Raw genomic sequence first — 23,391 nt, forward strand, 5'->3', positions numbered from 1 at the left:
CTCAGCCCGCCAATCTGACGGTGACGTTGGTGCCCCAGATCGCCATGGAGGCGAGGAGGTCGATCACGGTGATCGCGACGATCGAGGTGCGCACGGCCAGACCGACCGCAACGCCGACGCCCGCGGGACCGCCGCTGGCGTAGTAGCCGTAGTAGCAGTGGATCAAGATGACGACGATGGCGAAGATCAGCACCTTGGCGAACGACCAGAGGACGTCAGTGGGTGGCAGGAATGTGGTGAAGTAATGATCGTAGGTTCCCGTGCTCTGCCCGTTGATGCGGGTGACGGTGAGTCTGGTCGCGAAGTACGAGGACAGCAGGCCCACGAAGTACAGCGGGATCACCGCGATGAGCCCCGCGAGCACGCGTGTAGTGACCAGGAAGGGCATGGACGGGATGGCCATGACCTCGAGGGCGTCGATCTCCTCGCTGATGCGCATGGCACCGAGCTGAGCGGTGAAACCACAGCCGACCGTGGCGGCCAGGGCGATGCCGGCGACGATCGGCGCGATCTCGCGGGTGTTGAAGTAGGCCGAGATGAATCCGGTGAGCGCCGAGGTACCGAGCTGGTCGAGAGCCGCGAAGCCCTGGATGCCGACCTCGGTCCCGGTGAAGAAGCACATGGCGGCGATGACGCCGACCGTGCCGCCGATGACGGCCAGGGAGCCCGAGCCGAGGGCGACCTCGGCCAAAAGCCTGAAGACCTCTCGCTTGTAGCTCCTGATGGTGCGCGGAACCGATCTGATGACGCGGATGTAGAACAGCATCTGCGTGCCGAGGGTGTCGAGCGTTTCGCCAGGCGCCTGGGACGCACTCTGTACGCGCTTCGCGAGCTTGTTCTCAGCCATGGGTCACATCCCCTTCGGAGGGACGACCTGCAGGTAGATCGCCGAGATGAAGAAGTTGACGATGAACAGCAGCGTGAACGTGATGACGACGGCCTCGTTGACCGCATCGCCGACGCCCTTGGGGCCACCCTTGGCGTTCATGCCCTTGTAGGAGGCCACGATCGCGGCGATGAAGCCAAAGATCAGTGCCTTGGCCATTCCTTGATACAGATCTGGCAGTTGTGCCAGCGCGGTGAAGGAGGCCAGATAGGCGCCTGGGGTGCCGCCCTGGAGCACCACGTTGAACACGTAGCCGCCGGCCACGCCGACGACGGTGACCAGACCGTTGAGGAACACCGCGACGAGCATGGTGGCGAGCACGCGCGGAACGACCAGCCGCTGGATGGGGTCGATACCCAGCACCATCATGGCGTCGAGCTCTTCACGAATCTTGCGTGCACCGAAGTCGGCCGCGATGGCTGAGCCGGCAGCGCCGGCGATCAGCAGCGCCGTGGCGATGGGGCCAGCCTCACGGACGACCGCGAGCACGGCTGCCGAGCCCGTGAATGACTGCGCACCGAACTGCTGGATGAGTCCACCCACCTGCAGCGCGATGACAGCACCGAACGGGATCGACACGAAGGCCGTGGGGATGATGGTCACCTTGACGATGAACCAGGCCTGGATCAAGAATTCCTTGATCTGGAACGGCCGTCGGAACAGCGCGCCGACGACGTCGAGCATGAAGGCGAACAGACCACCGGCGGCGCGGGCCGGTGCGGCGATGTTGGTGGCGCTCACACGTCACCTGCCCCGATCGTGGACTGGTTCACGCGGCACCACCGACGAGAGCTTCGGCCTTGAACGAGCCGTCGGGCGGTGTGACGCCGTTCTCGCGGCACCACTGGCCGGGCTCGCGGGCGCCGCTGCGCGGACGGCCGTCGGACGGCTCGATCTGCAGCGCGACCGGCGGAAGCGCTGGCATGGCGATGCCCTTCTCGCTCGCGAGCTCATCGGCGTCCTTCTCCTCCGACATGCCGATCGGGCCGACCATCTGCGCGTTCAGGAACTGCGCGACGACCGGCTCCTCAGATGTCAGCAGCATCTCGCGCGGACCGAACATGGCGAGGTGCTTGTGGTACAGCAGGCCGATGTTGTCCGGCACGGTGCGGGCCGTGTTGATGTCGTGGGTCACGATCAGGAACGTGGCATCGATCTGGGCGTTCAGGTCGATGAACAGCTGGTTGATGTACGAGGTTCGCACAGGATCGAGGCCGGAGTCGGGCTCGTCGATCAACAGGATCTCGGGGTCGAGCACCAGAGCGCGCGCCAGACCGGCGCGCTTGCGCATGCCTCCGGAGATCTCGCCGGGGAGCTTGTTCTCCGCACCGGCCAGACCCACGAGCTCCATCTTGTCCATCACCACGTTGCGGATCTCTGACTCGGACTTGCGGGTGTGCTCGCGCAACGGGAACGCCACGTTGTCGTAGAGGTCCATGGAACCGAACATCGCGCCGTCCTGGAACAGCACACCGAAGAGCTTGCGCACCTCGTAGAGCTCTTTTTCCTTGCAGTTGGCGATGTCGACGCCATCGATCCACACGTGCCCCTCGTTGGGCTTGAGCAAGCCGATGAGGGTCTTGAGGAACACCGACTTGCCGGTACCCGACGGACCGAGCATGACCGAGATCTCGCCAGCCGGCAGCGTCAGCGAGACGTCCTGCCAGATCAACGAGCTACCGAACTTCTTGGTCAGTCCCTCGACTTTGACTTCTGTACCCACGGTGGGCCCCTCCTGCTCACCCCGGTCCCCCGGGAATCCCCGGTGGAACTTCAACATACCCAACTGCTTGTGATGCCAACCACAGTTACAACGAACCACCGACCACGGCGTTACGGCCACCGGCGGCGCAGTGACTGGCGAGTAACCATGACACGACCGATGAAACATACCTCACATCACATCGAGGTGCAGGGTCGATCGAAAAAGGCACCCGCCCCCACCGGGGACGGGTGCCTCTCGCACGAATCAGCAACCGAGGTTGCCGTGACGCGTGGAACTGACTACTTGACGCTGACGCTGGCGCCGGCGGCCTCGAGGGCCTCCTTGGCCTTCTCGGCAGCTTCCTTGTTGGCCTTCTCGACAACGGCCTTGGGGGCCGCCTCGACGAGGTCCTTGGCCTCCTTGAGGCCCAGGCCGGTGAGGGTGCGGACCTCCTTGATGACCTGGATCTTCTTGTCGCCGGCAGCCTCGAGGATGACGTCGAACTCGTCCTGCTCGGCAGCCTCTTCGCCGCCGGCTGCGGCACCGGCCGCAGGAGCGGCAGCAGCGGCCACGGGGGCAGCTGCGGTGACGTCGAACGTGTCCTCGAACTCCTTCACGAACTCGGAGAGCTCGATGAGGGTCATTTCCTTGAAAGCGTCCATCAGGTCGCTGGTGCTGAGCTTCGCCATGGTGGCGTCCTTCCTATGGTGAGGCCCCGAGGGGGCCCCGAGTGAATCGGGCTTCAGCCCTCGGTGGATGCCTCGACCTCGGCAGGTGCCTCGGTCTCGGTCGCCTCAGCAGATGCTTCGGCGGGTGCTTCTTCGGCTGCTGGCGCGGAAGCGTCAGCAGCGTTGCTCTGGGCCGGTTCCCCGGCGGCCAGGACGGACGGGTCGGTCTCGGCCTTCGCCTGCAGTGCACCCATGACTCGGGCGGCCTGCGACAGCGGGGCGTTGAACAACGACGCGGCGTTCGAGAGGCTGGCCTTCATGCCACCTGCGAGCTTGGCGAGGAGGACCTCGCGCGACTCGAGGTCGGCCAGCTTGTTGATCTCATCGGGTCCGAGGGTGGCACCGTCAAGGTAGCCGCCCTTGATGATGAGAGGCGGGTTCACCTTCGCGAAGTCGCGCAGACCCTTCGCAGCCTCGACCACGTCGCCGTTGATGAAGGCGATGGCGGTCGGACCCACGAGCAGAGCTTCGTCGAGCTCGACCCCCGCGTCCCTGGCTGCAAGCTTGGTCAGCGTGTTCTTGGCGACGGCATAGCTGACGTTCTCACCGAGCGTGCGCCGCAGTTCCTGCAGCTGCTTGACGGTGAGACCGCGGTAGTCGGTGAGCACGGCGCCATTGGACTCGCGGAAGTTGCTTGCGAGTTCGGCGACGGCTGCTGCCTTGTCCGGGCGTGCCATGGGTCTCCTTTCACGTACGTGGTGGTCAGTACATCTGTGCTGTACATCTGTGACCGATCGCCGCACACGAAAAAACGTCCCATGCACAGGGCACGGGACGCGGAAAGCATCTGACGCAGCCTGCGCGGGTCGCCCTCTCGGGCGCTTCGAGACGCTCCGGGGAGCGACTACCAGCGGTCTTCGGTACCCCGATACTAGGTCAGATCCCCGGAGCGGACCAAATCGGCGGTTTCGCTTCGCTCACTTCGTGCCGAGGAAGCCACCCACCAGCTCCGATGCGTTCTGCTCGGAGATCTGGTCCGCTGCGGGAGCTTCGATGTCGACCGGCTCGCCCCACGCGCTGAAGTCGATCGTGACCGGCGCTCCTGCAGCATCCATCCCGATCCGACGCGGCAGGTCGTCAGCGCCCACGTGGACGGTCAGCTCGATGGTCGCCGGCAATCGGTGCGACTCGCTCGACGTCGACAGCTGTGCGGTGTCGACGGTCACGGCGTAGGCCGTCGTCTCGACTCCGTCGAGGGTCTGCGGTTCGTCACCGGTGGCCTCGACCGAGATGGCTCCTTCGAGGTCGTCGAGCAGGCCCTGGACGTCGACCTTGTCCTTCATGGACTCCAGCTGCTCCACGAGCGGGTCGTCGGCGTCGGTCAGGTCGACGCTGAGGAACTGACCACCGGTGAAGGGGTTCGCCTTGGCGTACACGACCTGATCGGCCAGTCGGATGTCGATGCCGCCATCGGGCGAGGCCAGAGCGAACGCGAGATCTCCCGCCGTCTCACCGCCAGCGACGTCACCCTCGAGCTCCAGCGGCATGCCCATCACGGTGCCCTCGGCCGTCACGTGCGCGGAACCCGCGTCTGCGACTGCAGAGGCGACGGTGCTGGCGAAGGAGTCGTCAGTCAGCTCGGCCACGGGACGCACGTCGGTCGACGCGCTCTGCTGGCCACACCCGGCCATCAGACCGACGGTCAACGTGGCGGCAGCGAGGACGGGAAGGACTCTGGTGATACGCATGCTCTGAGGATACGACGACGCCCCCACCCGTCGCCGAGATCGGGACGGATGGGGGCGTGGTCGACGGTGCGTCAGGCGTCGTCGGCGGCCGAGTAGTTGCGCACGCGGCTCGGGTCGACCGGGATGCCGGGACCTTGAGTCGTGGACACCACGATCTTGCTGACGTAACGACCCTTGGAGCTGGCCGGCTTGAGCCGCAGCACCTCGTCGTACGCGGCGCCGTAGTTCTCGGCGAGCTGCTCGGCGGTGAAGGACGCCTTGCCGATCACGAAGTGCAGGTTGGCGTGACGATCGACGCGGAACTCGATCTTGCCGCCCTTGATGTCCGCGACGGCCTTGGCGACGTTGGCGGTGACCGTGCCGGTCTTGGGGTTCGGCATCAGGTTGCGCGGACCGAGCACGCGGCCCAGACGGCCGACCTTGCCCATCATGTCCGGAGTGGCGACGACGGCGTCGAAGTCGAGCCATCCGCCGTTGACCCGCTCGACGAGCTCGTCGGCGCCCACCTCGTCCGCGCCGGCCTCACGAGCGGCGTCGGCGTTGGCGCCCGTGGCGAAGACGAGCACGCGGGCCGTCTTGCCGGTGCCGTGCGGCAGGTTGACGGTGCCGCGCACCATCTGGTCGGCCTTGCGCGGGTCGACACCCAGGCGCATCGAGACGTCGACCGTGGAGTCGTACTTCGCGCTGCCCGATTCCTTGGCCAGCGTGGTGGCCTGCAACGGGGCGTAGAGGGAGTCTGCGTCGATCTTCTCGGCGGACTGACGGTATGCCTTGGAGTGCTGTGTCATCTCTGGTTCCTTCGGTTGTATGTGACCAGTCGTGGTCGAACGGGCCCAGCTGGCCCTGCCACTGGTGGTTCGGGTGTGACGTGCTGAATCAGCTGAATCAGCTGAATCAACTGGTCGTGACGCCCATGGAGCGGGCGGTTCCTTCGACGATCTTCATGGCCTGATCGATGTCGTTGGCGTTCAGATCGGGCATCTTCGTCGTGGCGATCTCACGAATCTGATCCTTGGTGATCTTGCCGACCTTGTCGGTGTGCGGCACGGCCGAACCCTTCTGCAGGCCAGCAGCCTTCTTGATCATCTCGGCCGCGGGCGGCGTCTTGGTGACGAAGGCGAAGGTGCGGTCCTCGAAGATCGTGATCTCGACGGGCACGACGTTGCCACGCATGGACTCGGTGGCGGCGTTGTACGCCTTGCAGAACTCCATGATGTTGACGCCGTGCGGGCCGAGAGCGGTACCGACGGGAGGAGCGGGGTTGGCCTGTCCGGCCTGCAGCTGCACCTTGACGATGGCAGCGACTTTCTTCCTGGGGGGCATGCGATTGGTTCCTTAATTGTTGTGTGAGGCGGTGCAGAGGGCAGGAGGCCGGTCAGACCTTCTGGATCTGGGTGAAGCTGAGCTCGACCGGGGTCTCGCGACCGAAGATCTCGACGAGTGCCTTGACCCGCTGCGCGTCCACGTTCATCTCGGTGATGGTCGCGTGCAGGGTGGCGAACGGACCATCGACGACCATGACCGAGTCGCTGACCGCGAAGTCGGTGAACTCGATCTTGGGCGACGAAGCCGCCTGCTTCTGGTCCGGCGAGTCGGCGGCGGCCGCAACAGCCACCTCAGCCTCCACGGCCGGAGCCAGCATGCTCTCGACCTCGGCCAGGCTCAACGGGACCGGCTGGTGCGAGTTGCCCACGAAGCCGGTAACCGACGGGGTGTGGCGCACGACGCCCCACGACTCGTCGGTCAGGTCCATGCGCACCAGGACGTAACCGGGCAGCACGGTGCGCTTGACCAGCTTGCGCTGACCGTTCTTGATCTCGGCGACCTCCTCGGTCGGCACGACGACCTCGAAGATGTAGTCCTCGGCGTTCAGGGAGGTGACGCGGTTCTCCAGATTGGACTTGACGCGCTTCTCCATGCCGGAGTAGGTGTGCACGACGTACCAGTCGCCGAACTGCGTGTAGAGCCGGTCCTTGAACTCCTGCAGCACATCGGGAGCGGCGGCCTCCTCGGTCGACTCCTCGGCGGCGTCATCCTCAGAGGCGGCGTCATCCTCAGACCCTGCTTCATCAGAAGCACCCTCATCGGCGACAGCGTCGTCGGGGGCTGCGTCGTCCTGAGCCGGGTCGTCCTGGACTGGAGCGTCGTCAGCGTCCTCGACGACGGGTGCGTCGGACTCGGCCGGTTCGGCCGTCTCGGACTGCTCCGTGTGGTCGGTGGTCGTGTCAGACACGTCGACATCCTCTTCTGGGGTCATGGGAAAAAATTCAGATCTGGTGCGATGGATCGGTGCGCTGGTCAGGCGAAGATCAAGAACATCAGCCGCGCCAGCCCGTAGTCGAGACCAGCGACGATGGCCATCATGATCAGCACGAAGACCATGACGACGAAGAAGTAGTTGACCACCTGCGGACGCGTGGGCCACACGACCTTGCGCAGCTCGGCAATCACCTGGCGATAGAAGGTGACGGGCGACGTGCGGCCGCTCTTGCGGGTCACCTCGTGGCTGTCGCTCACGGCTCTCCTTCGTCGTACTTCTCGGTGATGGTCGATGCTTCGCACGGCACTGTCCTGCTGCTCCGTGCTTCGCACGGCACTGTCCTGCTGCTCCGTGCTTCGCACGGCACGAGGGACTTGAACCCCCAACCTTCGGTTTTGGAGACCGACGCTCTACCAGTTGAGCTAGTGCCGTTTGGTGCTGTCCGGTTCAGTCTGGCCGTCGGGTCGCGCCCGCGTGCGGGCATGACGAACTAGCCTGAGATTCGCCGGTCGGTCAAGTGTACGCGGTCGTCCGCGCCCGCGTCGAACCGGCAGAATCCCCGGTGACAGGATGCGCTGCATGAGGCTGACCGAGAACGGCGCGGGTGACATCGCCGCGCTCCCCAAGGCCCACCTGCATCTGCACTTCACCGGCTCGATGCGACACACCACGTTGCTCGAGCTCGCCGAGCGGGACGGCATCGGCCTGCCCCACGCCCTCGTCGAGGAGTGGCCGCCTCAGCTGGTGGCCACCGACGAGAAGGGCTGGTTCCGCTTCCAACGTCTCTACGACGTCGCCCGCTCGGTGCTGCGCACCGAGGACGACATCCGCCGCCTCGTGCGAGAGGCCGCCGAGGATGACGTGCGCGACGGCTCGGTGTGGACCGAGATCCAGGTCGATCCCTCGGGCTACGGCGCGCGGTTCGGCGGCATCAGCGCCTTCACCGACCTCGTCATCGATGCCGTCCGCGACGCCACGGCCGCCACCGGTCTGGGCATGGGGGTCGTGATCGCCGCCAACCGGACCCGCCACCCCCTGGATGCTCGCACGTTGGCCCGGCTCGCAGCCCAGTACGCCGGTCGCGGCGTCGTCGGATTCGGCCTGTCCAACGACGAACGTCGCGGCACGACCGCGGACTTCGGGACCGCCTTCACCATCGCCGATCGCGCCGGGCTGCGCCTCGTGCCCCACGCTGGCGAGCTGCTCGGCCCCACGAGCGTGACCCACGCGTTGGACTCGCTGCACGCCCACCGGCTCGGACACGGCGTACGGGCCGTCGAGGATCCACGTGTCCTGGATCGGGTCGCCGCGGCGGGTGTCGCCCTCGAGGTCTGCCCCACATCGAATGTCTCGCTCGGCGTCTATGCGACCCTCGACGAGGTGCCGGTGCGCACCCTGATCGATGCCGGCATCGACGTCGCACTCGGCGCCGACGACCCCCTGCTGTTCGGATCGCGCCTCGCCGGCCAGTACGCCGTGCTGCGTGCGGCCCAGGACCTGAGTGACGGCGAGCTCGCCGAGCTCGCTCGCATGTCACTTCGCGCGTCGGCAGCTCCCGAGGACCTGGTGACGACATCGACCCGCGCCGTCGATGCCTGGCTGTCCGCCACCGAGGAGCAGACCGGTCAACCCGGCATGATGGCCCCATGAGCGATCAGCAGCAGTGGGCCGCCCCGCCCACGGACACGCCACCACCGGGTTGGTACCAGCACCCGGCACCGGTCCACCTCCCCCAGCATCCCCGGGCGAACGCAGCCCTTGCCCTCGGGATCATCTCGGTGTGCGGCCTCGTGGTCGGCGTGACACTCGTCGTGGGCCCTCTGGCCTGGTACTACGGCGCTGCGGCGATGCGCGACATCGATCGAGAGCCCACCCGATGGAGTGGTCGCGGTACGGCCAAGGCCGGCTTCATCCTCGGGATCATCGGCACCGGCCTGCTGGCGCTCGCGATGCTGCTCCTGCTGGTGGTGATCGGCGGCCTGGCGATCGTCAGCGGCTTTGACAGCGGCTACCCGACCTAGAGGGCACCAGGCCCGTGCGACCAGGTCAGAACGCGCAACCGACGAGCACCGGCTCATTGACCAGCCGGATGCCGAAGGCCAACTCGACGCCATCGCGCACCTCACGAGCCAGCGCCAGCAGGTCCGACGTGCTGGCTCCTCCCCGATTGGTCAGTGCGAGCACGTGCCGGGTCGACAACGAGACGGAAGTCCCCGCGTAGCCCTTGGCGAATCCAGCGTGGTCGATCAGCCAGGCGGCACTGGTCTTGACCGAACCATCGGACTGCTCGAATCTCGGCGCCTCGGACGGAAGGGCAGCGGCCTGATCGACCGTGAGGATGGGATTGGTGAAGAACGAGCCTGCGCTCCAGGTGTCATGGTCCTCGGGGTCCAGCACCATCGCCTTGCCGCGACGCAGCGCGAGCACCGCGTCGCGCACCTGGGCCAGAGGGGCACGCTGACCGATCTCGACGCCGAGCCGGCGGGCCAGCTCGGCATAGACCACCGGTGCGCCCAGGTTTCCCAGCCGCAGGGCAAAGGTCACGCTCAGCACCACGTAGCGCCCCGGCTCGGCCTTGAACCGGCTGTCGCGATAGCTGAAGCCGCAGTCGGCGGCGGCGAAGGTCCGCACCGCAGCCTCGTACCGGTCGTAGACCCGCACCGAGGCGATGGTGTCGGCCACCTCCTGGCCGTAGGCACCCACGTTCTGGATCGGGGTGGCACCGACGGAACCGGGGATGCCGGACAGCGCCTCGAGGCCGACCCAGCCCTCGGCCACGGCACGTGCGACCAGGCCGTCCCACGACTCTCCCGCCGCCACGGTCACCGTGGCGCCGCTGCAGTCGTCGACCTCCACCTCGACCCCGCGGGTGACGATGTGGACCACGGTTCCGGGAAACCCCTCGTCGGCCACGACGAGGTTGCTGCCACCGGCGACCAGCAGGAGCCCGTCGCCGGACTGGTCGTTGAGCCGGACGACGTCGAGAAGTCGCGACTCGGAGTCGGCGACCAGGAACTGCCCGGCAGGCCCCCCGAGGCGCAGCGTCGTCAGATCGGCGAGATTCACGGCGCCGACGCTAGCAGTCGACCATCAGGCCGGGCAGACGTGCGAAGACCCCCGGAGCAGCGGCTCACGGGGGTCATCGAACGAGGTGCTGAGGTCAGCGCGTCTCGCGGTGCGTCTGGTGCACCTTGCAGCGCGGGCAGAACTTCTTGATGTCGAGACGATCGGGATCGTTGCGACGGTTCTTCTTGGTGATGTAGTTGCGCTCCTTGCACTCGGTGCAGGCCAAGGTGATCTTGGGACGAACGTCTGAGCTCTTGCTGGCCACGGGGTGCCTCTTCTTGGATCGGTGGTGTTGTAGCGGGAGCGGGGCTCGAACCCGCGACCTCACGATTATGAGTCGTGCGCTCTGACCAACTGAGCTACCCCGCCACGAGAGACGAGACTGCCCTCGTCTCCCAGAGCCCCCTTACGGAATCGAACCGAAGACCTCTTCCTTACCATGGAAGCGCTCTACCGACTGAGCTAAGGGGGCAAGCCGACAGCCAAAGATACAGGGTGCGAACGGTGAAGCGAAATCGGGGGTTCGGCGCGCTCTCACACGGTGGCGTCCACGATCCACGAGTGCCCCGTTTCGAGCAACCGCTGGTCTGCGGTGAGCAATGCGAGACCCTCGGTCTCGGCCTGTGCCAGCAAGATGCGATCGAACGGGTCATGTCGCGCCAGGTCCGGGAATCGAGCCATGGCAGCGGCGTGGGATGCGCGCACGGGAACTTCGATCCAGCCGCTGGTGGCGACGTGCTCCCCGAAGTCATCTGGAACGGCGACCTTGCCGAGCATGGCTTTGATGGTGATCTCCATGATGCTGGCGGCCGAGTAGTGCGCCTGGCCCGCCGACCGTAGAGCCTGTGCGGCCGCGGACCCGAGGCGGTCCGAACCGGCGAACCACCACAGGACCACGTGGGTGTCAGCGAGGTACATCGACGCCGATGTCACCGAAGAGCGCGGCCACCTCGGCATCGGCCCGCACGAACGCGTCGTCATCGAGCTCGATGCGCCCACTCAGGGTTCCGAACACCAGGTCGGCCCCGGCGTATGGAGTCAGCTCGGCCACTGGCACACCGGCCTTGGAGATGATGACGCGCTCTCCGGCCCGGACCTGTTCGAGCAGCCGCGACAGATGCGTCTTCGCCTCATGAATGTTGACGGTGGTCATGATCAGACTGTAGGCGACCAGACTAAGCTTGGTCAACCGGCTGCAGCGGCGAGCCGGCGCGGCCAGGTCGGCCCGCCATAGACAAATCCGGTGTACGCCTGGACGAGGTCGGCGCCCGCTGCCAGGCGAGCCCGGACGTCCCCGGGGGTGACGACCCCACCGACCCCGATCAGCGCCATCCGGTCGCCCACCCGCTCTCGCAGCCGCACCAGCACCTCGACGGCTCGGTCGTGCAGGACGGGACCGGACAGCCCCCCTGCACCGACCGCGTCGATGTTGCTGCGAGCGGCGCGCAGCGAGTCGGGTCGGGCGATCGTCGTGTTGGTGGCGCTGATGCCAGCCAGACCGACCTGCAGGGCGAGGTCGGCCACCGCGTCGATGTCGTCATCGGCGAGGTCGGGGGCGATCTTGACGACGACCGGCACACCACCGCTGACGCCCTGCACCGCGGACAGGATGGGACCGAGCTGGTCGACGGCCTGCAGGTCACGCAGGCCCGGCGTGTTGGGACTGGAGACGTTGACCACCAGGTACGACGCGAACGGCGCCAGCAGGCGAGCGCTCTCGACGTAGTCGGACACGGCGTCCTCGGGTGGAGTCACCTTGGTCTTGCCGATGTTGACGCCGATCACCGCATCGCGTCCCGATGGGGTGGCCCGCAGACGGTGAAGGCGCGAGGCGACCTCGGCCGCTCCCACGTTGTTGAAACCCATGCGGTTGATGATCGCCTCGTCCTCGACCAGGCGGAACAGGCGGGGACGCGGGTTGCCCGGCTGCGCCCGGGCCGTCACGGTGCCCACCTCGACATGCCCGAAGCCCAGGGCCAGCAACCCCGGGACCGCCGCAGCATTCTTGTCGAAACCGGCCGCCAACCCGAAGGCGTGCGGGAACTCGATGCCCATCACCGTGCGGGGAGCCCGGGTCCCACCCATGCGCGGCGAGGTCAGCAGCGGAGCTGCGAAACCTGCCGCCCGGATCGCCGCGAACGCCCGCTCGTGGGCCCGTTCGGGGTCCATGCCAGCAAAGACCGTGTCGAAGAATGCGCGATAGACCACCGTCGCAGACTACCGAGACGATGGAGCTCAGCCACATCCTTCCGATACAGTTTGGAACCAAACGACAATGCCACGGAGTCGGTCGTGCCGAATCATGATCGACCCCACGACGTTTCCACACGACCGGGAGGACCTCGATGGCGCGCCGTCCTCTGATCGCGATCCCCGCACGCTTCTCCGAGTCCGCCTCGGCCCTGCGCTATCGGGCCGACGTCCTCCCGCGCACGTTGATGACGGCGGTGCTCGCAGCGGGCGGTGAGCCCCTCGCCGTCCACCCGACCGGCGGCGCCGACGTCGACGACCAGGTGGCCCAGCGGCTGGAGTTCGCGGACGGCATCGTGCTGCCCGGCGGCGGCGACCTCGATGCGCGATGGACTGCTCAGGCCTCGCACCCCACGCTCTACGACGTCGACGTCGAGCAGGACGAGTTCGATCTCGCCGTGGCCCGCCACGCGCTCGTCTCTGGCATCCCGTTGCTCGCCATCTGCCGCGGGCTGCAGGTGGTCAACGTGGCTCGCGGCGGCGACCTCGTGCAGGACATGTCCGAGTCGACCGGCCACCACCGCGACCTCACGCACCCGGTCACCACCCAGGCCGGCAGCCTCCTGCACGCCGCGATCGGAGCGCGTGTCGAGGTCTCCTGCTTCCACCACCAGAGTCTGAGGCGGCTCGGCGAGACGATGACGCCGGTGGCCTGGGCCGAGGACGGCACCACCGAGGCCGTCGAGCTCTCGCAGTCGCCAGGCTGGTTCCTCGGGCTGCAGTGGCATCCCGAGGACACCGCTGCGACTGATGGGGCCCAGGCGGCCCTGTTCGCGGCTCATGTCGTGGCCGCCGCGCAGTTCAGGTCGCGCGAGAGCCCGAACCGCTAGGGCCGCTAGGACGTCTCGGCATCCCGGTTGGCGTTGCGGCGATCCGTGCCGCCGGCCTCGAGGTGCTCGACCAAGCGGTGCAACGAGCCGCCCAGCGCGGTGACCTCGTCGGCGGACAACGCCTCGGTGACGAAACGTTCCTCACCGTTGAAGGCCGGAAAGAGCCTCTGCATCAGAGCCTGGCCGTCCTCGGTCAACGACAGGAGAGTGCGCCGGCGGTCGTGCTCGGGAACGGTCCTGACCAGGAGCCCGCGATTGATCAGGGTCTGCGCGACACCGGTCAGCGTCCCCTTGGTGATGCCGGCCTCGGCCGCCACGTGACGACTCTCGAGCTCGTCCCAGATCCACACGACCCACAGGACCACGAATCCGGTCCACGTCAGGTCGACCCCACGCAGCACGGACTGCTCGAGATGGTTGCGGATCGAGGACGCCGCCCGATAGAGGTTCGACACCGCCGCCATGGCGGCGAAGTCGACCTGGAGGTCCTCGATCTTGGAGTGGACGGCCTCCTCGGTCTGCTGCAACGTGTGAAAGCCGGTCATGGCCAGATCCTCCCCGATGAGTCCAATCAGTCTGAGACGAGGTCGCGATAGTGCTTGTGCCGGCCACCCAGGCCGATCATCACGACGCCGACCAGCTCGTCGGCGCCCGAGCCGGCCCTGAAGTAGCCCACCGCGACCTCACCGTCGAGATCGCCCTCGAGAACCTCGACGCGCTCACCCACGCCCACCGAGCCGAACGACTGGATGCGCAGGTCGTACTGGTCGCTCCAGAACGAGGGGACCGGAGCGAAGTCGACGTCGTCGATGGCGGGATCGTGGGCCGCGCCCGCGAGGTGTCGACCCAGCGTCCGACCGGCCTTGCGGGCGGTGTCGGTGACCATCGTCCAATGCTCCACGCGGCGGGGCACCTCATCGACGAGCAGGTTGGGGAACCGGGCGATGTCGCCACACGCCACCACGTCGGGGCGCCCCTCGACCCGCATCGAGTTGTCGCACAGCAGACCGTCGCGCAGATCCAGATCGTTGCCCTCGAGCCACTCGGTCTCGGGCTCGCAGCCCACCGCCTCGACCACCAGGTCGGCCGGCAGCACCGTGCCGTTGGCCAGCTCGACCGAGGTCACCCGGTCCGTGCCGCCGAAGCCGATCGGCACGGTCTCGAGGTGGAACCGCACCCCTTCACGCTCGTGCCGACGCTGCAGCGCGGCTCCGACCTCGCGGCGCAGCGGGCGCTGCATGGGGACCTGCTCGGGAGCGACGACATCGACCTCGACACCGAGCGCACGAGCGGTGGCGGCGACCTCGCAACCGATGAAGCCCGCGCCGACGATGACGATCCGCCCAACCTCGATCAGCGCCTCGCGCAGGCGAACGGCGTCGTCGAGGGTGCGGATGACGTGACGTCCGTCCTCGGGTCCTTGCAGCTCGACGCGGCGGGCGCGGAGTCCGGTCGCGACGACCAGGCCGTCCCAGTCCACGACCTCTCCCCCGGCGGTGGTCACGGTGCGCGCCGCCAGGTCGCACGAGGCGACGCGGGTGCTCAGACGCCACTGGACGTCGGCCGCACCCCGTGGGACACGGAACTCGAGCCGGGCCTCGTCGAGTCCGCCCCTGAGCGCGTCCTTGGACAGCGGCGGACGGTTGTACGGCATGCGAGGCTCGTCGCCGAGCACGAGCACCTCACCGGTGTAGCCGGCCTTGACCACGGCCTCCGCCGCACGAAGGCCTCCCATGGAGGCGCCCACCACGACCACACGCCCGGCACTCCCGACCTCCGGCACCCCGACTCCGTCGGCAGGAGGCACGGCTCAGTCCTCGATCTCGATGGCTTGCAGCGGGCAGACGTCGGCCGCCTCCTCGACGTCATCGCGCATCGACTCGTCGAGGTCGCCGGAGATGTAGGTGTCCCCATCGGTCTGGGCGCGGAATGCGAGCTTTCCGTCGTCGTCGAGCGAGAAGACCTCCGGAGCCGAGAAGACGCACTGACCGTGGTCAGCGCACTGCGTGAGATCGACGATCACCTTCATGAGTTCTTCCTCTGTTCCTTGATCAGTTCCCGCTTGGGCCAGTCTCCGCCCTGCGCGGTCGACAGCACTTCGTCGGTCTCGGTGACCTGGGCGCCGACGTCGGTGCGGATGGGGGTGGGTCCCGACACGATGTGGTTCGTGAGGGTGCCCAGGCCCTCGACCTCCACCTCGACGACGTCGCCGGGGTAGACGGTGCGGGAGGTCGCGGGCGTGCCCGACAGGAGGACGTCGCCGGGGTGCAGCGTGATGGTGCGCGCGATGTCGGCCACCAGGTAGTGCATGTCCCACTCCATCTCGGCAGTCGTGCTGTCTTGCCGGACCTCGCCGTTGACGGTGGTGCGGATGCGCTTGTCGTGGAAGTCCCAGTCATCGACCAGGCCCGGACCGAGCGGACACAGGGTGTCCGAGCCCTTGACCCGCAGCATCGAGCCGGCGTCGGTGTCGCGGAAGTCGTGCAGGCCGTAGTCGTTGGCCACGGTGTAGCCGGCGATGTGCTCGCCGGCCTCGGCCGGGCTGATGTTGCGGGCGGTGCGACCGATGACGATGGCGATCTCGCCCTCGTAGTTGAGCCACTTGCAGCCCTCGGGCCGCACGACCTCGCCGCGGTGCGAGTTCAGCGCCGAGGTGGGCTTGTGGAAGTAGGTCGGTGCGCTCGGCAGCGTGGTGCCGAACTCCTCGACGCGGCTGCGGTAGTTCAGGTGCACCGCGACGATCTTGGAGGGCACGACGGGCGGCAGGTGGATCGCGTCGTCGATCGCGACGGTGCGGCCGTCTGCTGCGCGCAGGGTGTCGCCCTCACGCACGACGTCGACGACGGCTCCGTGGAGCAGGATGCGGCGGTGCTCGGTCATCGGACGGGTTCTCCCTGCATGGGTGAGGACGGCGTCGCGGTGAATCCGTCCTGGCTGGTGTCGGTCTGGCGGGCGGGCGCGAAGCCGCCCTCGGGCCGGTCGAACCACACGTGCACCTGGCCGGTGCCCACGGAGTTCTCGTACTCGCCGAACTGTCGGCCCGTCGCGGTGCAGTCCTGCTCGCCGAGTGCGCCCATCATCATCAGGTAGTGGCCGAACCGGGCTTCGGGCTTGAACCGGTAGAACTCCGGCATCGTGTCCAGGACCTGGGCGTGGTCTCCTGCCGCGAACCACTGGAGGCGCTGCAGGTCGGCTGCGTGGGCCTCGGGAGTGAAGATGTGGCTGGGGTCGGCGGCCTCGTGGTCACGGATCTGACGCAGCGGCCAGAAGGTGTGGCTGAGTGCACCGGAAGCGATCAGCAGCACCTTGCGATCCGTGGCAGCGACACCGCGAGCCAGGGCACGACCGAGGCGCAGGTTGTCCTCCATGTCGGCGGTCTGGCAGACCCCGATCGAGATCCACCGCTTGTCCGGCAGTCCCTGTCCGAGGAACTCCCACATGTTGGTCGTGGCGTAGAAGATCGGCAGGTGGTCGTCGGTGATCGCGGTGATCCAGGTGCCCTGGGCCGAGGCCTCGGCGGCGATCGCGTGGGCCAGGTCCGGGTCGCCGGCGAAGTCGTACGGCCGGGTCTCCATGCCACGGGGCAGCTCCTCGGAGGTGAACACACCCGAGCGGCGTTCCTGCGCGGTCACGACGAACTCGACCGTCGTGGCCCAGTGCGAGTCCAGCACCACGACGGTGTCGTAGTCGAGGGTGTCGAACACCTCGCGGCGCAGCTCGTGCAGGCCGCTGACGAGGGTGGAGTCCTCGCCGCCGTTGATCTCACGGCGCACCGACTCGGGCAGCACGATGGTGGGCACGTGCGCGAGCAGACCCGCACCGACGATCTCACCCATGATCTTCAGCTCCGTCCGTTCGGGTCCATCCGTGCGGTGATGTCACGGTGTTCTTGAGGTCGCAGAAGAAGTCGAACGACCAGGTGCCACCCTCGCGGCCGATTCCGGACATGCGCGATCCACCGAACGGCGCTCGCAGGTCCCGCACGAAGAAGCAGTTGACCCACACGGTGCCCGCGACCAGCTGGTCGGCCACCCGCGCAGCGCGGTCGGCGTCGCCGGTGAACACCATGGCGGCCAGTCCGAACTCCGAGCCGTTGGCCTGCTGGACGGCCTCGTCCTCGCCATTGAACGTGTGCAGCACCAGGACCGGTCCGAAGATCTCCTCCGTGGAGATCTCCGAGCTCGGATCCGTGTCGACGAACAGGGTGGGGCGGTAGTAGGGGCCGCCGAGGTCGCGGCTCGTCTCGGCATTGGGCTCACCGCCGAGCACGACGGTGCCGCCCTCGTCGCGAGCCCGTTGGACGAATCCGTCGACCTTCGCGAGGTGCGCCGCGTGGATCGATGGCCCGATGTCGGTGGTCTCGTCGCGCGGATCTCCCTGTCTCAGGGCCGAGGCACGCTCGACGAACAGGTCGATGAAGGCTTGCCGGATCGGCTCCTCGACGAGCAGCCGGGTGCCCGACAGACAGACCTGGCCCGCGTTGTCGTACTGCTCCACTGCATTCTGGACCGCGAGGTCGAGGTCGGCGTCGGCGAACACCACGAACGGGGACTTGCCACCGAGCTCGAAGGAGACCGGGGTGAGATTCGCGGCGGCAGCCGCGGCGATCGACTTCGCGGTGGGCACCGATCCGGTGAACGAGATGCGAGCGACGCCCGGGTCGGCGACCAGCGCCGCCCCCACCTCGGGACCCAGCCCCTGCACGACGTTGAGCACGCCATCGGGAAGGCCAGCCTCAGCGGCGATGTCGGCTAGCAGGGATGCCGTCAGCGGCGAGAACTCCGAGGGCTTCAGCACGACCGTGTTGCCCGCGGCCAGGGCGGGCGCGACCTTCCAGGTGGCGAGCATCAGCGGAGCGTTCCACGGCGAGATGAGCACGCAGACGCCCGCCGGATCCCACGTGACGTGATTGCGGTGGCCGCGGGTCTCGAAGTCCTCGTGCACGAGGCTCTCGGTCAAGTAGTCGGCGAAGAAGCGGAAGTTGTGCGCGACCCGCGGCATCACACCTCGACGGTGTGAACGGATGAGCGCTCCGTTGTCGGTGGTCTCGACGATCGCGAGATCCTCGATGCGGCGCTCGACGCCATCGGCGATCGCGTGCAGCACCCGAGCCCGTTCGGCCTTCGACGTGGCCGACCACCCGGGGAACGCCTCCTGCGCGGCGCGCACGGCCTGCGCGGCCTCGTCGGCACCACCGCGCGCGATCTGGGCGATGACGGTGCCGTCGATCGGTGAGACGTCCTCGAAGGTGCCGGGCGACGACACGCGCTGGCCTCCGATCCAGTGGTCGGTCCGCACGTCGATGCCAGCGATGTGGGTGACGTTCATCGGCTCCTCCAGATCGGATCGTTCGGATCCAAACGTATAGTGCGGGTCGCAGAGGGTCAAGCAGCGATCAGGTCGTCAGGGAGCGAGTCGCTCCAGCGATGTTCCCCCGTCCCACACCACGCCGATCTGGCGGTAGTAGCCGCCCACGATCTCCTCGACCTCGAGCTCGGCGAGCTCCTCGGTGGGCGATTCGTACAGCCGCAGGTCGACGTCGCCGACCCAGGACTGTCCCCCCTCGAAGGAGCTCGCGCCCGACGAGATCAGCTCGGAGTACGCGTCCGGCGCGCCCGACTCGATGCCGGGGTAGATCCGGTGGTGAGCCATCGGGTGGCCATTGACGAAGCCATTGGTGTCCGACTCGCCGGTCAGCGTGAGGACCGCGTCGGCGATGCGCCGGTCGCCGGCCGCCAGCGTGGCACCGAACACGCCGCCCGGCGCGATCTGAGGTGCCGCCTGGGCGAACGGGTGGGGGCGCGTCTGCCACATGGAACCGAGCTTCTTGGGATAGCCCTGGTGCAGTCCGCGCCCGATCGCGAAGTCCTTGTCGACCCAGATGTAGACGCACCGGGAGAAGGTCTGCCCCTGGTACGAGCAGCGAACGACGACGAAGGCCTCCTTGTACTGCGCCCGGATCGGGTCGAGCAGCTCCTCGCGAGACGACGAGCAGGACTGCCAGTCGGCCCAGATCAGCGCCACGGCACCGGGATCCTCCTCGGCCAGGGACAGCGGCGCCGGCAGCAACGCCTCGACACGGGCGGGGTCGGTCCGGTACTCCACGGTCAACAGGTCACCGGAGTAGTGCCACGGCGGCTTCGGAATGAGCGCGGCCTTGCCGAGCGGGGTGCGCGGATAGAGAAAGCCGTGCTGGTGGTGGTCCTGAGGCATGCAGAACTCCTGGTCCAATTGTTTGGATCCTTACGATAGGTGACTCAAGAATTCCGCGCCAGACCTATGCCGTCTCCAGCTCAACTCTCTCGGTTACCAATTTCAGCCACGAGAGCGGCGGCGGAAGCGACGGCCTCGGCCTGATGCGGCTGGAGAGGATGGCCTGCAAAACCTCCCACGATCGGCAGGAACGGATCACCGAATGGCTCCGCCCCGGCCATCGTCTCCAGGAGCGCCAACCCACAGAACGGGACATAGGCCGGGCTGTATCCGCCTTCGTGCGACATCGCCACCTTGCCTCCGCTTGTCTCCGCGGCCACGTCGAGCAGCAACCGGGTGATTCGGCGGTACCCGTCCGAGGTCACCATCTGACGCGAGAGCGGGTCCATGGCGCCGGCATCAAATCCGCACGCGACTAGCACCAGGTCTGGCTTGAAGCGTCTCAGCGCCGGCACCACCACCTGCTCGACGGCATGGACGTATCCGTCGTCGCCCGTCCCGGGCGGGAGCGGCACGTTCAGTGCGCTGCCCCACCCGGCGCCCGCTCCACGCTCGGTCAGCAGCCCGCTGTGGGGAGGAAAGACGTTGTCCTGGTGAATCGACACAGTCAGCGTGTCGGGGTCTTCGTAGAAGATCGATTGCGTGCCATTGCCGTGGTGAACGTCCCAATCGACGATTGCGATCCGCTCAACCCCGCGCTCGTGACGCGCATGCGCCGCGGCAATCGACAGGTTGTTGAACAGGCAGAATCCCATACCCATCTCAGCGGTCGCATGGTGTCCCGGCGGTCGCACGAGGGCGTACGCATTCTCGACCTCGCCATCGAGCACCGCGTCGACGGCAGCGATGACCCCACCCGCAGCCAGGCACGCAATGGCAAAGCCGCCCTTGCCGAACGGGGAGAGTCCGTCGCCAGCGTCGCCTCCCTTGGGCAGCTCGCTCTCGGCGCGGATGCGCTCTAGGTGATCCCCGGTGTGGATGCGCAGAATTTCTTCGTCGCTCGCCGAACGCGCTGTCAGCCGGGTGAGGCGGTCGATCAATCCGCTGACGACGACGAGCTCGTGGAAGCGTCGCTTGGTCTCAGGGTTCTCGAAGTGTGCAAGCGGCTGGAGACCCACCGCGGGGTCGGACGGAAACAATCCGGTCACTGTTCCTGTGTCGTGCCAGCTGAAAACCTCGTGGTAAACGTAACCAGTCGCCATGGCCCTACCTCTCATCTGCGCCGCACCTGGCGCGCGGCGTGGCTGCATCGTGACACCGTCGACAGAGTTCAGGCATCGGCACAATTGCCGATCCTTGTGCCCGGTCCGCGCGCAGGCTTATCGTGAGGGCCCCAACGATTCGGGGCTGGAGGACGCATGCACGGTCTCGCAGGAGCAGCCGAGCGGATCGCCGATCTTGGCCGTCAAGCCACCTCGGCCGAGGCTTGCGCAGAAGCCTTGTCCATCCTCAACGACGCGGTGGGCGGCGATGCATCGACCCTCCAGGTCGTTACTCGGAACACCCATCAGAGCATCGCCTCCGTCGGATACCCCGATGATCTGACCCGGGCGTTACGCGACGACTTCGTGCAGACGGAGTGGTTCGACATGGTCGTCAACGCATCCTCGCCGCCCACAATCTCCACCGAACTGTCGCAGTCGTTCCGCCGGGGTTGGTTCTACGAGGAGAACATTGCGCCTGCGGGCTTCCGCGACGGCTTGAGCTGTGCCCTTCGAACCGACGGCCTCTATACCGCTGTCGTGCACGTCTCGAGCCGCGCCCAGGGTGCGCTCGGCGCGGTGCCCCAGGCGTTCATCGCCGGGGTGGCTCCCACGCTGCTGACCTTCGCTCGCACCGCCGCCTGGCTCCCGCCGGCCGACATCGCCCCGGGCCTCGCCGCCCTCGCCCGCACCGCGGCGAATGCGGGCATCCCTGCACTGCGCGGAATCTGGGCGACCCCAGCGGGCTGGATCCGCTTCGAGATGGGCCAGCACGCCCCGGGGTCGCCGGTATACGTCCGGGCCAATCCCTTCGTCGTGCCATATGAACTGACCTCTCGAGAGATCCAGGTGCTGACCCACGTGGCACTGGGGATGGGAAATCGTGAGATCGCCGACCACCTGGTCGTGTCGGAGCGCACGATCCATTCCCACGTCCAGCACCTGCTGAGCAAGACCGGGCTGCGGTCGCGGACCGAACTGGCAGTTCTCGCGGTGGCCGACAACCTGCTGATGCCCACCGAATACCTGTCGACATCGCACACGGCGAACCTGAAACGGGCCCTCGGCTCGCTCACCTGATCTGCAGCACTGCAGTTCTTCAGCGGGTGGTCTCCTCCAGGATCCGCAGCACGACGTCGGCGGAGGTGTCGGGATTGACGAAGACGACGCGCAGCACAGTGCGACCCGCCCAGCGCGTGGGCACGCACAACAACGCGCCCTCGTGCGCGAGCCGCTCGCACCACCGGGTGTAGTCGGCCTCGCTCCATCCGGGCCGATCGAACATCACGACCGACAGCTCGGGAGTCATCAGCAGACCGAGGTGCTCGATGCGCTCGATGCCGGTCGCCACGTCGCGGGCGGTCTGCAAGGTCTTCTCGATCGCCTCGACGTAGCGGTCGGTCCCATGGGTGGCCAGGCCGTACCAGAGCGGCAGCCCTCGCACCCGCCGCGACAGGTGCAGCGCCAGGTCAGACGGGTTGGGTTGCTCGCGATCGATGCTGTCCAGGTAGCTGGCGTGCTGTGAGTGGGCATCACGTGCGTCGGCGGCGTCGCGATACAGCAGCGCACAGCAGTCGTACGGGGCGAACAACCACTTGTGCGGATCGACGATGAAGCTGTCTGCTCGCTCGATCCCGTCGAATCGGGCCCGCACCGACGGTGCGAGCAGCGCCGCTCCCCCGTAGGCCCCGTCGACGTGCATCCAGACGTCGTGATCGGCACAGGCGTCCGCGACGTCGGCGAGATCGTCGATGATGCCGGTGTTGGTCGTGCCGGAGGAGGTCACCACCGCGAAGGCCGAGGGCGTGCGCTCCAGCACCTCGCGCAGGGCGGCGCCGGTCATGTGGCCGCGGCTGTCGACCGGAACCTCGGCGATGGCGACGTCGAGCACCTCGGCGGCCGAGATGATCGAGGAGTGCGCACCTCCCGTGCACACGAGGGTCCACCCCTCCGCGGGCCTGGCGCCACGTCGCCGCAGTGCCCGCTTGCGCGCGGCCACGAGGGCCGACAGGTTGCCCGTCGTGCCGCCGGACACGAAGCAACCGGCTGCGGTGTCCGGCCACCGCAACAGCCCGGCGAGCCAGGCAAGCACCTCGTTCTCGGCATGGATCCCACCAGCGCCCGCCTCCCAGACGCCGCCGAAGATGTTCGCGCTGCCGGTCACCGCGTCGAAGGCGACTGCGGACCGGTTGGGCGCGGCGGGGATGTAGGCGAGGTTGAGCTCGTGGCCCTGCGCTCGCGTCGCCGGCTCGAGCACGTCGGAGAAGATTCTCAGGGCTTCGCCCGAACCGATTCCGGCCGGCACGACGGTGGGCCCGGCGTCGGTCGCCAGGTCCGAGGCAGAACGCGCCGTGGTGCGCGGATCGGACTCCCTCGCCATGCGCGCGACCGCCCAGGCCAGCGCCTCACGCACGCTGGCGGACTCGTCGCCCCAGAACTCGCCCACTCCCCGCAGATCCGTGCCGTGCACGTGCGAGCCGTGGTCCTGCTCGTGTGTGTTCATCGTGTTCACCCTGCCGAGATGGTCGAAAGCTTTTGTCATGAGATGGCTTGTCAGAATGTG

Annotated in this window: 28 protein-coding genes and 3 tRNA genes; 4 read left to right on the plus strand and 27 right to left on the minus strand. The window is 67.4% G+C overall.

Annotation, left to right across the window (positions count from 1 at the left end; all coding sequences use genetic code 11):
- Position 1 precedes the first annotated feature (1 nt).
- The 11 genes from ACHAA3_RS05680 to ACHAA3_RS05730 all read right to left on the minus strand — a co-directional run bounded on the left by ACHAA3_RS05680 (position 2) and on the right by ACHAA3_RS05730 (position 7,699).
- Positions 2–847, minus strand: coding sequence for an MlaE family ABC transporter permease (locus tag ACHAA3_RS05680; protein WP_435707979.1), 846 nt, complete (start codon positions 845–847; stop codon positions 2–4).
- 3 nt (positions 848–850) lie between these two features.
- A complete protein-coding gene (locus ACHAA3_RS05685) occupies positions 851–1,570 on the minus strand; it encodes an MlaE family ABC transporter permease (RefSeq protein WP_435708221.1) in 720 nt (239 codons plus the stop codon).
- An 85-nt stretch (positions 1,571–1,655) separates the two neighbouring features.
- The gene (locus tag ACHAA3_RS05690) at positions 1,656–2,609 is read right to left on the minus strand and encodes an ABC transporter ATP-binding protein (protein WP_435708222.1); all 954 of its coding nucleotides are present in this window, start codon (positions 2,607–2,609) and stop codon (positions 1,656–1,658) included.
- Positions 2,610–2,890: 281 nt separating this feature from the next.
- A complete protein-coding gene (gene rplL, locus ACHAA3_RS05695) occupies positions 2,891–3,280 on the minus strand; it encodes a 50S ribosomal protein L7/L12 (RefSeq protein WP_435707980.1) in 390 nt (129 codons plus the stop codon).
- A gap of 53 nt (positions 3,281–3,333) precedes the next feature.
- On the minus strand, positions 3,334–3,996 hold the full coding sequence (gene rplJ, locus ACHAA3_RS05700; protein WP_435707981.1) for a 50S ribosomal protein L10: 663 nt from the start codon (positions 3,994–3,996) through the stop codon (positions 3,334–3,336).
- Positions 3,997–4,236: 240 nt separating this feature from the next.
- A complete protein-coding gene (locus ACHAA3_RS05705) occupies positions 4,237–5,007 on the minus strand; it encodes a hypothetical protein (RefSeq protein WP_435707982.1) in 771 nt (256 codons plus the stop codon).
- A gap of 71 nt (positions 5,008–5,078) precedes the next feature.
- A complete protein-coding gene (gene rplA, locus ACHAA3_RS05710; protein WP_435707983.1) occupies positions 5,079–5,795 on the minus strand; it encodes a 50S ribosomal protein L1 in 717 nt (238 codons plus the stop codon).
- 106 nt (positions 5,796–5,901) lie between these two features.
- Complete coding sequence (rplK, locus tag ACHAA3_RS05715; protein ID WP_435707984.1) at positions 5,902–6,330, minus strand: 50S ribosomal protein L11; 429 nt, start codon at positions 6,328–6,330, stop codon at positions 5,902–5,904.
- Between the two features lie 52 nt (positions 6,331–6,382).
- A complete protein-coding gene (nusG, locus tag ACHAA3_RS05720; RefSeq protein WP_435707985.1) occupies positions 6,383–7,240 on the minus strand; it encodes a transcription termination/antitermination protein NusG in 858 nt (285 codons plus the stop codon).
- A 65-nt stretch (positions 7,241–7,305) separates the two neighbouring features.
- Positions 7,306–7,524: a preprotein translocase subunit SecE gene (gene secE, locus ACHAA3_RS05725; protein WP_435707986.1), complete on the minus strand. Its 219-nt coding sequence runs from the start codon at positions 7,522–7,524 to the stop codon at positions 7,306–7,308.
- 102 nt (positions 7,525–7,626) lie between these two features.
- A tRNA-Trp gene (locus ACHAA3_RS05730) sits at positions 7,627–7,699 on the minus strand.
- Positions 7,700–7,846: 147 nt separating this feature from the next.
- Here ACHAA3_RS05730 and ACHAA3_RS05735 point away from each other — a divergent pair.
- Complete coding sequence (locus tag ACHAA3_RS05735) at positions 7,847–8,917, plus strand: adenosine deaminase (RefSeq protein ID WP_435707987.1); 1,071 nt, start codon at positions 7,847–7,849, stop codon at positions 8,915–8,917.
- The gene (locus tag ACHAA3_RS05740) at positions 8,914–9,288 is read left to right on the plus strand and encodes a DUF4190 domain-containing protein (protein ID WP_435707988.1); all 375 of its coding nucleotides are present in this window, start codon (positions 8,914–8,916) and stop codon (positions 9,286–9,288) included. The genes ACHAA3_RS05735 and ACHAA3_RS05740 overlap by 4 nt, the downstream gene beginning before the upstream one ends.
- A 25-nt stretch (positions 9,289–9,313) precedes the next feature.
- Here the strand turns inward: ACHAA3_RS05740 and ACHAA3_RS05745 are convergent, their stop codons facing one another.
- The 7 genes from ACHAA3_RS05745 to ACHAA3_RS05775 form a co-directional block, all read right to left on the minus strand.
- On the minus strand, positions 9,314–10,333 hold the full coding sequence (locus tag ACHAA3_RS05745; protein ID WP_435707989.1) for a UDP-N-acetylmuramate dehydrogenase: 1,020 nt from the start codon (positions 10,331–10,333) through the stop codon (positions 9,314–9,316).
- A gap of 94 nt (positions 10,334–10,427) precedes the next feature.
- On the minus strand, positions 10,428–10,598 hold the full coding sequence (gene rpmG, locus ACHAA3_RS05750; protein ID WP_435707990.1) for a 50S ribosomal protein L33: 171 nt from the start codon (positions 10,596–10,598) through the stop codon (positions 10,428–10,430).
- Between the two features lie 30 nt (positions 10,599–10,628).
- Positions 10,629–10,702 (minus strand) — tRNA-Met (locus tag ACHAA3_RS05755).
- A 30-nt stretch (positions 10,703–10,732) separates the two neighbouring features.
- Positions 10,733–10,805, minus strand: a tRNA-Thr gene (locus ACHAA3_RS05760).
- Between the two features lie 62 nt (positions 10,806–10,867).
- Entirely contained in the window at positions 10,868–11,251 is a 384-nt protein-coding gene (locus ACHAA3_RS05765) for a type II toxin-antitoxin system VapC family toxin (protein ID WP_435707991.1), read from the minus strand.
- The gene (locus ACHAA3_RS05770; RefSeq protein WP_435707992.1) at positions 11,238–11,486 is read right to left on the minus strand and encodes a type II toxin-antitoxin system Phd/YefM family antitoxin; all 249 of its coding nucleotides are present in this window, start codon (positions 11,484–11,486) and stop codon (positions 11,238–11,240) included. Before ACHAA3_RS05770 ends, ACHAA3_RS05765 begins: the two co-directional genes overlap by 14 nt.
- Positions 11,487–11,518: 32 nt before the next feature.
- On the minus strand, positions 11,519–12,541 hold the full coding sequence (locus tag ACHAA3_RS05775; protein ID WP_435707993.1) for a quinone-dependent dihydroorotate dehydrogenase: 1,023 nt from the start codon (positions 12,539–12,541) through the stop codon (positions 11,519–11,521).
- Between the two features lie 137 nt (positions 12,542–12,678).
- On the opposite strand from ACHAA3_RS05775, the gene ACHAA3_RS05780 reads away from it, so the two are divergent.
- Positions 12,679–13,413, plus strand: coding sequence for a gamma-glutamyl-gamma-aminobutyrate hydrolase family protein (locus tag ACHAA3_RS05780; protein ID WP_435707994.1), 735 nt, complete (start codon positions 12,679–12,681; stop codon positions 13,411–13,413).
- 5 nt (positions 13,414–13,418) lie between these two features.
- Here ACHAA3_RS05780 and ACHAA3_RS05785 read toward each other — a convergent pair whose 3' ends face one another.
- The 8 genes from ACHAA3_RS05785 to ACHAA3_RS05820 form a co-directional block, all read right to left on the minus strand.
- Positions 13,419–13,958 (minus strand): MarR family winged helix-turn-helix transcriptional regulator, encoded by a 540-nt coding sequence (locus ACHAA3_RS05785; RefSeq protein ID WP_435707995.1) that lies wholly within the window; start codon positions 13,956–13,958, stop codon positions 13,419–13,421.
- 26 nt (positions 13,959–13,984) lie between these two features.
- Entirely contained in the window at positions 13,985–15,220 is a 1,236-nt protein-coding gene (locus ACHAA3_RS05790; protein WP_435707996.1) for an NAD(P)/FAD-dependent oxidoreductase, read from the minus strand.
- A 3-nt stretch (positions 15,221–15,223) separates the two neighbouring features.
- Entirely contained in the window at positions 15,224–15,442 is a 219-nt protein-coding gene (locus ACHAA3_RS05795; RefSeq protein ID WP_435707997.1) for a ferredoxin, read from the minus strand.
- Positions 15,439–16,293 carry a fumarylacetoacetate hydrolase family protein gene (locus ACHAA3_RS05800; protein ID WP_435707998.1) on the minus strand — a complete coding sequence of 285 codons (855 nt, stop codon included), beginning with the start codon at positions 16,291–16,293 and terminating at the stop codon, positions 15,439–15,441. The genes ACHAA3_RS05795 and ACHAA3_RS05800 overlap by 4 nt, the downstream gene beginning before the upstream one ends.
- Entirely contained in the window at positions 16,290–17,249 is a 960-nt protein-coding gene (locus tag ACHAA3_RS05805; protein ID WP_435707999.1) for a catechol 1,2-dioxygenase, read from the minus strand. The genes ACHAA3_RS05800 and ACHAA3_RS05805 overlap by 4 nt, the downstream gene beginning before the upstream one ends.
- Positions 17,242–18,741: an aldehyde dehydrogenase gene (locus ACHAA3_RS05810; protein WP_435708000.1), complete on the minus strand. Its 1,500-nt coding sequence runs from the start codon at positions 18,739–18,741 to the stop codon at positions 17,242–17,244. The genes ACHAA3_RS05805 and ACHAA3_RS05810 overlap by 8 nt, the downstream gene beginning before the upstream one ends.
- A gap of 75 nt (positions 18,742–18,816) precedes the next feature.
- The gene (locus ACHAA3_RS05815) at positions 18,817–19,626 is read right to left on the minus strand and encodes an acetoacetate decarboxylase family protein (RefSeq protein ID WP_435708001.1); all 810 of its coding nucleotides are present in this window, start codon (positions 19,624–19,626) and stop codon (positions 18,817–18,819) included.
- 80 nt (positions 19,627–19,706) lie between these two features.
- A complete protein-coding gene (locus ACHAA3_RS05820) occupies positions 19,707–20,828 on the minus strand; it encodes a class II histone deacetylase (protein ID WP_435708002.1) in 1,122 nt (373 codons plus the stop codon).
- A 156-nt stretch (positions 20,829–20,984) separates the two neighbouring features.
- On the opposite strand from ACHAA3_RS05820, the gene ACHAA3_RS05825 reads away from it, so the two are divergent.
- Positions 20,985–21,908 carry a response regulator transcription factor gene (locus ACHAA3_RS05825; protein WP_435708003.1) on the plus strand — a complete coding sequence of 308 codons (924 nt, stop codon included), beginning with the start codon at positions 20,985–20,987 and terminating at the stop codon, positions 21,906–21,908.
- 19 nt (positions 21,909–21,927) lie between these two features.
- On the opposite strand, the gene ACHAA3_RS05830 is transcribed toward ACHAA3_RS05825, so the two are convergent.
- Complete coding sequence (locus tag ACHAA3_RS05830; RefSeq protein WP_435708004.1) at positions 21,928–23,331, minus strand: pyridoxal phosphate-dependent decarboxylase family protein; 1,404 nt, start codon at positions 23,329–23,331, stop codon at positions 21,928–21,930.
- Between the last annotated feature and the right edge of the window lie 60 nt (positions 23,332–23,391).

The organism is Aeromicrobium sp. CF3.5, from assembly GCF_051262695.1.
Classification (GTDB): Bacteria; Actinomycetota; Actinomycetes; order Propionibacteriales; family Nocardioidaceae; genus Aeromicrobium.

Excerpts from the sequence above, each read along its gene's own strand:
- ACHAA3_RS05680 (WP_435707979.1), bottom strand. The coding sequence starts at position 847 with ATGGCTGAGAACAAGCTCGCGAAGCGCGTACAGAGTGCGTCCCAGGCG.
- ACHAA3_RS05685 (WP_435708221.1), bottom strand. The coding sequence starts at position 1,570 with ATGCTCGACGTCGTCGGCGCGCTGTTCCGACGGCCGTTCCAGATCAAG.
- rplL (WP_435707980.1), bottom strand. The coding sequence starts at position 3,280 with ATGGCGAAGCTCAGCACCAGCGACCTGATGGACGCTTTCAAGGAAATG.
- rplJ (WP_435707981.1), bottom strand. The coding sequence starts at position 3,996 with ATGGCACGCCCGGACAAGGCAGCAGCCGTCGCCGAACTCGCAAGCAAC.
- ACHAA3_RS05705 (WP_435707982.1), bottom strand. The coding sequence starts at position 5,007 with ATGCGTATCACCAGAGTCCTTCCCGTCCTCGCTGCCGCCACGTTGACC.
- rplA (WP_435707983.1), bottom strand. The coding sequence starts at position 5,795 with ATGACACAGCACTCCAAGGCATACCGTCAGTCCGCCGAGAAGATCGAC.
- rplK (WP_435707984.1), bottom strand. The coding sequence starts at position 6,330 with ATGCCCCCCAGGAAGAAAGTCGCTGCCATCGTCAAGGTGCAGCTGCAG.
- ACHAA3_RS05735 (WP_435707987.1), top strand. The coding sequence starts at position 7,847 with ATGAGGCTGACCGAGAACGGCGCGGGTGACATCGCCGCGCTCCCCAAG.
- ACHAA3_RS05740 (WP_435707988.1), top strand. The coding sequence starts at position 8,914 with ATGAGCGATCAGCAGCAGTGGGCCGCCCCGCCCACGGACACGCCACCA.
- ACHAA3_RS05765 (WP_435707991.1), bottom strand. The coding sequence starts at position 11,251 with ATGTACCTCGCTGACACCCACGTGGTCCTGTGGTGGTTCGCCGGTTCG.
- ACHAA3_RS05770 (WP_435707992.1), bottom strand. The coding sequence starts at position 11,486 with ATGACCACCGTCAACATTCATGAGGCGAAGACGCATCTGTCGCGGCTG.
- ACHAA3_RS05780 (WP_435707994.1), top strand. The coding sequence starts at position 12,679 with ATGGCGCGCCGTCCTCTGATCGCGATCCCCGCACGCTTCTCCGAGTCC.
- ACHAA3_RS05785 (WP_435707995.1), bottom strand. The coding sequence starts at position 13,958 with ATGACCGGCTTTCACACGTTGCAGCAGACCGAGGAGGCCGTCCACTCC.
- ACHAA3_RS05795 (WP_435707997.1), bottom strand. The coding sequence starts at position 15,442 with ATGAAGGTGATCGTCGATCTCACGCAGTGCGCTGACCACGGTCAGTGC.
- ACHAA3_RS05800 (WP_435707998.1), bottom strand. The coding sequence starts at position 16,293 with ATGACCGAGCACCGCCGCATCCTGCTCCACGGAGCCGTCGTCGACGTC.
- ACHAA3_RS05805 (WP_435707999.1), bottom strand. The coding sequence starts at position 17,249 with ATGGGTGAGATCGTCGGTGCGGGTCTGCTCGCGCACGTGCCCACCATC.
- ACHAA3_RS05810 (WP_435708000.1), bottom strand. The coding sequence starts at position 18,741 with ATGAACGTCACCCACATCGCTGGCATCGACGTGCGGACCGACCACTGG.
- ACHAA3_RS05815 (WP_435708001.1), bottom strand. The coding sequence starts at position 19,626 with ATGCCTCAGGACCACCACCAGCACGGCTTTCTCTATCCGCGCACCCCG.
- ACHAA3_RS05820 (WP_435708002.1), bottom strand. The coding sequence starts at position 20,828 with ATGGCGACTGGTTACGTTTACCACGAGGTTTTCAGCTGGCACGACACA.
- ACHAA3_RS05825 (WP_435708003.1), top strand. The coding sequence starts at position 20,985 with ATGCACGGTCTCGCAGGAGCAGCCGAGCGGATCGCCGATCTTGGCCGT.
- ACHAA3_RS05830 (WP_435708004.1), bottom strand. The coding sequence starts at position 23,331 with ATGAACACACACGAGCAGGACCACGGCTCGCACGTGCACGGCACGGAT.